Origin of the sequence: Streptomyces prasinopilosus (genome assembly GCF_001419695.1) — a bacterium.
Classification (GTDB): Bacteria; Actinomycetota; Actinomycetes; order Streptomycetales; family Streptomycetaceae; genus Streptomyces; species Streptomyces prasinopilosus.
In genome coordinates, this window is record NZ_LIRG01000593.1 from 1 (window position 1) to 6,981 (window position 6,981).

A 6,981-nucleotide genomic window follows, 5' to 3' on the forward strand; every position below is an offset into this window, starting at 1 on the left:
GGCCCGCGGCCGGGTCGGGGGGCGTACCGAGCTTGCGGCGGCGGCCCGAGCCGCCCGGCTGGTGCGGAGGAGGCGTGGCCGACGGCAGCGGCTGCTGGACCTGGGCGGCCTGCCGGGTGAACGGCACGCCCTGTCCCAGCGTGCGCACGCTGAACGCGCGCCCCTGGGTCGAGTTCGGGTCCACCGGAGCCGCCGGAGCCGCCGGAGCCGCCGGAGCCGCCGGAGCCGCCGGAGCCGCCGGAACCGCCGGAACCGCCGGAACCGCCGGAGCGGCCGGAGCCGACGTCTCGACGGGAAGCGGCTGGGCGGCCCGTGGTGAGGGCGCCGCCGCGTTCTCGGGAGGCAGCGGGGTGGCCGGCGCGGGCGTCGGCATCGGCATGCCGATCGGAGGCACGGGAGCACCCTGCGGCGGTACGGGAGTGCCGGCGCCGGAAGCCTCGCCGGCGGCGGGCCACGGCGGCTGCGCGGACGGGACACCCCGGGCCGGAGTCCCCTGGCCGGGCACGGCCTCGGCGGGCAGCGGCTGGGCCACGGGAACGGGCTGTTCCGCCACCGGAGCGACGGGCTGAGTCCGGGCTGGGGCCTGCCCCTGCGTGTGCTCTCGCGCCTGCGCGGGGGCAGCGGGCGGCAGCACCGCCGGCGGGGGCAACGGCTGCCCGGCGGGGGCCGGCCGGAGCTGATCGTGGGACGCCGCCGCCGGTGCCGGAACCTGCGGCTGGGGCAACGGCCCCTGTCCGGCCGCTCCCTGCGGCGGAACGGCCGACGGGAGGGCCACGCCCTGCGGCGGTACGGGAGCACCTTCCGGGACGGCCCCCGGCACGGGTACCCCCGGCATGGGCGCCCCCGGTACGGGAACGGGCTGAGCGGCGGCTCCGGCCGCACTCCCCGGCACCTGGGCCGGTACCTGTGCCGGTGCCTGCACGCGGGCTTGCGCCTGGACCTGGGCGGCCTGCGCCGGCGGGGGAACCGTCCCCTGCTCGGCCTGCTGGGCGGCGGCCCGCCGGCGGCGGCCCGTCGGGGCGCTGGTGGGATGGGGCTGCGGAGGGGTGTGATCGTCGGACTGATCGTGCGGTACGGCGTCATGGCGCCCGCCGGCCGACGCGTCACCGGCGGTGGCCGGTCCGGGCATCGCCACGGGCGCCGAGCCCTGCGCCCGGCCGTGTCCGGCCGCACCGGTCTGCCCGGCCGTACCGACGGTCCCGGTCTGTTCTTCCTGGTCCGCCTCGGCGGGCGGCAGGGCGAACACCGTACGGGGCGCGGCCTCCTGTGCCGCCGCCCGCTCGGTGGCCGCCGCCAGCGCACGCCGACGCCGCCCGGTCGCCTGGTCCCGCTGCTCCTGGTCCTGTTCCTGGCCCCGTTGTCCCGGAGCCTGATCCAGAGCCTGCCCCTGAGGGACACCGGCCGTTCCGTCCCCACTGCCCGGCGCGGGCAGCGCGGGCGGCAGGGCGTGCTGTTCGCCGGGAGCCTGACGGGCGAGCTGTCCGCCCGCCGGGACGGGTACGCCCTGCGGCGGTACGGTCCCGCCCAGCCCGGTGTTCGAGGCGGCGGACCCCGCCGCGGACTCGGCGGCCGTGACGACGGCCCCCTCGGACACGCCGCCCGCGGAGCCGGCCGTCCCGGTCGCGCCGGCGACCGCACCCGGGGCGGCGGCCTCCGCGCTCTCGGCCGGCCGGCCGCGCCGCCGTCCGGTGCCGCCGGACACCGCCGCCGCGTCCTCGCCGGGCGCCTGAGCCGGAACCTGCACGGGCTCCACGGCCGCCGCGGCCGCCCGGCGCCTGCGCCGTCCGGTGGGCACGGCGGTCTCCGCACCGGCGCCGGGATCCTCGTCCGGCCCCGGCACCCCGCTCTCCAGGAAGGCGTCCACCGAGGACCGCCGGGCCCTGCGGCGTCCGCCGCCGGAAGCCTGCTGACCGTCCGCGGCAGCGGCGGCCACCTCGACCGGGACCGCTCCCGGCAGCGGCGCCCCGCCCGGCGTCCCGCTCTCCGGCACCCCGGCGGGCAACGCGAGCTGGGGTGCCGCCTGACCCGCGGCGACGACACCCGCGCCGGCCCCGATGGGCACCTCGAGGACGAACGCGCTGCCGCTCATCCCCGGCACCTCGTGCGTCTGCAGCACACCTCCGTGCGCCCGTACGATCCCGCGCACGATCGGCTCGTGCACCGGGTCGCCGCCGCTGTACGGCCCGCGGACCTCGATCCGTACGACCTCGCCGCGCTGTGCCGCCGCGACCACGACCGTGTTGTCCAGGTAGCCGCCCACCGACACGGGGCTGCTGCCGGTGGCGTCGACGCCCGCGACGTCCGCGACGAGGTGCGCCAGGGCGGTGGCGAGCAGCCGTGAGTCGACCTCGGCCTCGATGGGCGGCGCGTGCACGGCGAACTGGACCCGGCCCGGCCCGATGAGTTCCACGGCCCCGTCGACACCGGCGGCGACGACGGCGTCGAGCATCGCCTTCGTGCGGGTGATGCCGCCCGTCCCGGCGTCGAGCCGCTGGAAGCCGAGGACGTTGTCGATGAGGGTGGTGATCCGGGAGTAGCCGGCCGACAGGTGGTGGAGCACCTGGTTGGCCTCGGGCCACAGCTGCCCGGCGTCGTCGGCGGCCAGGGCGGCCAGGTCGCGGCGCAGTTCCTCCAGCGGGCCCCGCAGCGACTGCCCGAGCAGGGTCAGCAACTGCTCGTGCCGGCCGGCCAGGGCCTCGAAGCGGTCCTTCTCCCGCTCGCCGAGCGCGGCGTACCGCTCCTCGTTGGCGGCGAGTTCCTCGGTGTGCGCCTCGCGCAGTTCCTCCAGCTCGCGGACCTGTTCCTGGCGCAGGGCGGTGAGCTCGGAGGAGTGCTCCTCGGCGATCCGCTCCAGCTCCTCGGCGTGCTGCCGCTCGGCCTCTTCCTTCTCCTTGACGAGCGCGTCGTAGGGGCGCCGGTCGGTGAAGGTCATGACGGCGCCGACGAGCTGGTCGCCGTCGCGCACCGGCGCGGTCGTCAGGTCGACCGACACCTTGTCGTCGTTCTTGGAGTACAGCACCTGGCCGCGCACCCGGTGCTTGCGCCCGGACCGCAGGGTGTCGGCGAGCGGGGACTCGTCGTAGGGGAACGGGGAACCGTCGGCACGCGAGTGGAGGACGAGGGTGTGCAGCTCCCGCCCGCCGAGGTCGCTGGCCCGGTAGCCCAGTATCTGGGCGGCGGCCGGGTTGACGAGGACGATCCGCCCGTCGGTGTCGGTCCCGACGACACCCTCGGCGGCGGCCCGCAGGATCATCTCGGTCTGCCGCTGGGAGCGGGCCAGCTCGGCCTCGGTGTCCACGGTGCCGGACAGATCGCGTACGACGAGCATCAGCAGTTCGTCGCCGGTGTAGCCGTACGTGTCGTACGCCTGCTGGCCGGTCTCCAGATTCGCACTGGTGACCTCGACCGGGAACTCGGCCCCGTCGGTCCGCCGGGCGACCATCCGCGTCGGCTTGGTACGGGCCCGCGGATCGATGTGGTCGGGCCGGCGCATGGAGCCGGGGATGAGTTTGGAGTCGAACTCCGGCAGCAGGTCGAGCAGCCCGCGCCCCACCAGAGCGGTGCCCGGGGTCTCGAAGGCCTCGAGGGCGATGGTGTTGGCGTTGACGACCGTCCCGTTGGCGTTGACCAGCAACAAGGCGTCGGGAAGAGCGTCCAGTATGGCTGCGAGGCGAGCAGTGCCTCGGGATGGCCTGCTGCTCACGAGACGCTTCCTTCCTGTTCCGCGATGTGCCGACCGGTCGGGCCGTCCTGCCGACCGGCCCTCAACGTGTCACCGGAGGGAGTCTAAGGGCTGGCGTTGCGCTCGCGACGCCGGATGAGACCGAGGTCGCACGTAACGTGACGGTGCTGTGACGCCGCCACCGGCCGCCGCGGGCCGTGGCCCGCCCCGCCGCGGGCCGTGGGTCCGCCCCGCCACCGGCCGTGATCCGCTCCACCGCGCCCCGGACCGTTGCGGGACCTTCACGCGGTCCCGGCCCTGCCCGGCCCACCCCGCGGCCCCTGTCGCACATCCGTACGTCCGCACATCCGTAGGTCCTCGTGAGGCGACTGCCCGGCGGCGCGACCGCCCTCGTGGTGCGGCGGCCGCCCCCGCGGCGGGGCGACGAGGGGCCGCCACGCGCCGGCGGAAGGACTTTGCCCTGCGGCCGTCGCGCCTAGTACCGTAGGGGGCGATTGGTGACACCGCACACGACTGTGTCATCATCGGCACGCACCACTTGAACCGCGCTCGCGCGCGGAGGGTTGTGCACGGAGGCGTCGCCTAGTCCGGTCTATGGCGCCGCACTGCTAATGCGGTTTGGGCCTTAAAGCCCATCGAGGGTTCAAATCCCTCCGCCTCCGCACCGATTGCGAAGCCCCGGCCCACCCGGCCGGGGCTTCGTCGCGTTCCCGGCCTTCTGTCGTCGTTTTCGCAGGTCGCAAGGGGTGGGGCAAACGGATTTCACATGACGGCGGCGGTCATGTAATGTTCTTCCTGTCGCCGCGAGCGAGCCCCCAGAGGGACGGGAGCGGCGAGAAAACTGAAAAACAGGCACTCGTAGCTTAACGGATAGAGCATCTGACTACGGATCAGAAGGTTGCAGGTTCGAATCCTGCCGAGTGCACAGTGACGAGAGCCCCGCCGGTTGAACCGGCGGGGCTCTTCTCGTGGTGGACGAGGGTGGGCCGGCGTCCGGTCCCGTGGCATCGGGTGGGATCAGGGCGGGTGGTGGTCGGTCCTGCGGCGGAGGAGCACGATGCGGGCCTGGCGGCTCAGGGCCGTGGCCGCCGCGGTGAGGAAGATGAAGGTGTAGAGGATCTGGAGCATGGCGACCAGGCGGGCCGTCTGGCCGTGCGGGGTGATGTCGCCGTAGCCGATGGTGGCGAGGGTGACCATCGTGAAGTACAGGGCGTCCAGGCGGGTGTCGAGGCCGATGAGTTCGCCGGGGGTCTGGGCCAGGGCCTGGTAGGCCGTGGCGAAGACCAGGATGGACAGGCTCATCAGCAGGGGGATCACCAGTCCGGGCCGGGCGTGCGGGTGGTGGAAGAGGACGTGGCTGATCTGCCGGAGCAGCAGGGCGGCGATGAGGGCCAGGGCCAGTCCGAAGAGCGTCCAGCTCAAGGTGGGGCGCCGGGGGCCCAGGCCGTCGACGGGGAGCAGGAAGTAGGCGGTGACCAGGACGGTCGCGGCGACGGCCTGCGCGAACCAGCGCCACAGGGTTCTCCGCGCCGTGGCCGGCTCGTGGGTGCGGCTGCTGTCCATGGGCGGGGAGGGTGGCCGGGTGGAGGGGTGTTCCCAGGTTCAGGGCGTCGTCTCACGGCGGGGGGAGCACAGGGCCCAGATGATGAAGCCGGAGATGACGATGAGGACGATCGACCAGACCGGCGCGTAGGGCAGCCACACGAAGTTGGCGATCATGACCAGGCCGGCCAGTGCGACGCCTACGGCGCGGGCCCAGGTCGCCCCCGTGAACAGGGCCAGCCCCGCGGCCAGGATGAGGGCGCCGAGGATCAGGTGGATCCAGCCCCAGCCGGTCAGGCTGAAGGCGTAGGTGAAGTTGGGGGTGGTGACGAAGACGTTGTCCTCGGCGATGGCGGCGATGCCCTGGAAGATCGCCATGATCCCGCCGAACGTCATCAGGACCGCCGCGGCCCCGGTCCAGCCCGTCGCCCAGGCGCTCTGGGCCTCCCATCCGGCCTGCTGCCGGTGCGTTCCACTGACATTGCTCGCCATGTGCTCGCCCTTTCGGCTGCCCCGAGTGGTTTCCGAGCGGTGTGTCTCCTCATCCAGGTTGGCACCCCCGGGGGTGCTCGGCACCTCGGGCGCGGTGCCGCGCGCCGTGTCACTTGGTGCGGCCGTGTTCCTCGAGGTAGTCGGCCGCGAGGGCGTCCGCGCGGGTGAACCAGTCGCTCAGGACGGCGATCTCGTCGGGGCCGTAGTCGGCGAAGAGCGCGGTGAGGCGGGCGTAGTGGGGCTCGTAGATCTCACGGACCCGGGCCACGGCGTCCGGCCGGGCGGCCACCCGGACGCGACGGCGGTCGGTGGGGTCGGGGCGGCGGGTGATGTAGCCGGCGCGTTCCAGGCGATTGAGGATGCCGGTCATCGCGCCCGTCGTGACGTGGACGCGTTCCGCTAGTTCTCCGGCCGTGGGGAGGTCGTCGCCCGCCGCGATGACGAATCCGAAGCAGGTCAGGTCGGTGACGTTCAGGTTCACCTGTTGGGCGATCCGGTGCTGGCCCACCAGGTGGGTCGCGATGAGGCGGTCCATCGCCCACAGCGCCTGCTCCGGTGTGGCGGGCGGGCGCGGCTTCGCGTGCATGGTGTTCCCCATTTCACTTAGCGCGTGAGAGTTTTCTGCGCTAAATTGCTTACGTCGTGAGATTTCTTCGCGCCCGTCGACCGTGTGAGGGAGCAAGTGCGTGAGTGCACATCAATATGACCATGGGCATACCGTCGCCGGGTGGACCGGTTTCGGGATCGTCACCGCGGGGTCGGCCGTTCTCGCGCTGGGGGTGTGCACGGGATCCGGGGTGGCGCGGGCCGCCGGCCTGGGCGTCGTCCTGTTCGGCCTCCTCGTCACCTGGGCGCTGCACCTGGCCGGGTGGGGCAAGCCGACGGGACGGCGGCCGAGGGAGCAGTGGGACTGGCGGGTCAGGGACCCCGAGGCCCGGGACGGGCACCCGGGGTGCCTGGGATGCCGGCTGGCGGGCCGGGGCCGGCGCCGGACCGCGGCGGTGGANNTCCGGCGGCCAGGAGCGGTGTGGGGGAAGCGGACCCCGTCGGTACCGGCGGACCCGTGCGCTGAGGCGGCGCGCGGCCCGTTGTCAGTGACGGACCCTACGCTCGGTAGGGATGGCACAGGTGTGGAGATGCTCGGGGCTGCGGTGGTCGGCAAGCGGTCCCGTCCTGGTGTGGGACGGCGGCCGGCACAGCGCGCTGACCCGGGGGAGACGGGTGGCCTTCGCGGTCGCGGAGGGGGGAGTGCGGACGTGCGTGGG

5 protein-coding genes, 2 tRNA genes and 1 pseudogene are annotated in these 6,981 nt (G+C 74.2%); 4 read left to right on the plus strand and 4 right to left on the minus strand.

The features are described 5' to 3' along the window. Positions 1-3,703 (minus strand): PAS domain-containing protein (locus AOK18_RS22860; RefSeq protein ID WP_099048931.1); only part of this gene is annotated, 3,703 nt, incomplete at its 3' end. A gap of 550 nt (positions 3,704-4,253) precedes the next feature. Between AOK18_RS22860 and AOK18_RS22865 the strand changes: the two genes are divergently transcribed. Next, positions 4,254-4,344: transfer RNA gene (locus tag AOK18_RS22865), tRNA-Ser, on the plus strand. Between the two features lie 190 nt (positions 4,345-4,534). Beyond that, positions 4,535-4,607 (plus strand) — tRNA-Arg (locus tag AOK18_RS22870). 92 nt (positions 4,608-4,699) lie between these two features. Here AOK18_RS22870 and AOK18_RS22875 read toward each other — a convergent pair. From AOK18_RS22875 to AOK18_RS22885, 3 genes are all read right to left on the minus strand, one after another. Continuing rightward, positions 4,700-5,245: a potassium channel family protein gene (locus AOK18_RS22875; protein WP_079039950.1), complete on the minus strand. Its 546-nt coding sequence runs from the start codon at positions 5,243-5,245 to the stop codon at positions 4,700-4,702. 39 nt (positions 5,246-5,284) lie between these two features. Then, positions 5,285-5,716, minus strand: coding sequence for a DUF7144 family membrane protein (locus AOK18_RS22880; protein WP_055574619.1), 432 nt, complete (start codon positions 5,714-5,716; stop codon positions 5,285-5,287). A 109-nt stretch (positions 5,717-5,825) separates the two neighbouring features. After that, complete coding sequence (locus tag AOK18_RS22885; protein ID WP_055695559.1) at positions 5,826-6,302, minus strand: MarR family transcriptional regulator; 477 nt, start codon at positions 6,300-6,302, stop codon at positions 5,826-5,828. A 100-nt stretch (positions 6,303-6,402) separates the two neighbouring features. Here AOK18_RS22885 and AOK18_RS33655 point away from each other — a divergent pair. After that, positions 6,403-6,722 (plus strand): HGxxPAAW family protein (locus AOK18_RS33655; protein ID WP_206281581.1); only part of this gene is annotated, 320 nt, incomplete at its 3' end. 113 nt (positions 6,723-6,835) lie between these two features. Beyond that, positions 6,836-6,981, plus strand: a pseudogene (locus AOK18_RS34585) (DUF2797 domain-containing protein); the annotation flags it as partial.

What these genes read in the sequence shown, in the direction of transcription:
- AOK18_RS22875 (WP_079039950.1), bottom strand. Translation starts at nt 5,245, where the DNA reads ATGGACAGCAGCCGCACCCACGAGCCGGCCACGGCGCGGAGAACCCTG.
- AOK18_RS22880 (WP_055574619.1), bottom strand. Translation starts at nt 5,716, where the DNA reads ATGGCGAGCAATGTCAGTGGAACGCACCGGCAGCAGGCCGGATGGGAG.
- AOK18_RS22885 (WP_055695559.1), bottom strand. Translation starts at nt 6,302, where the DNA reads ATGCACGCGAAGCCGCGCCCGCCCGCCACACCGGAGCAGGCGCTGTGG.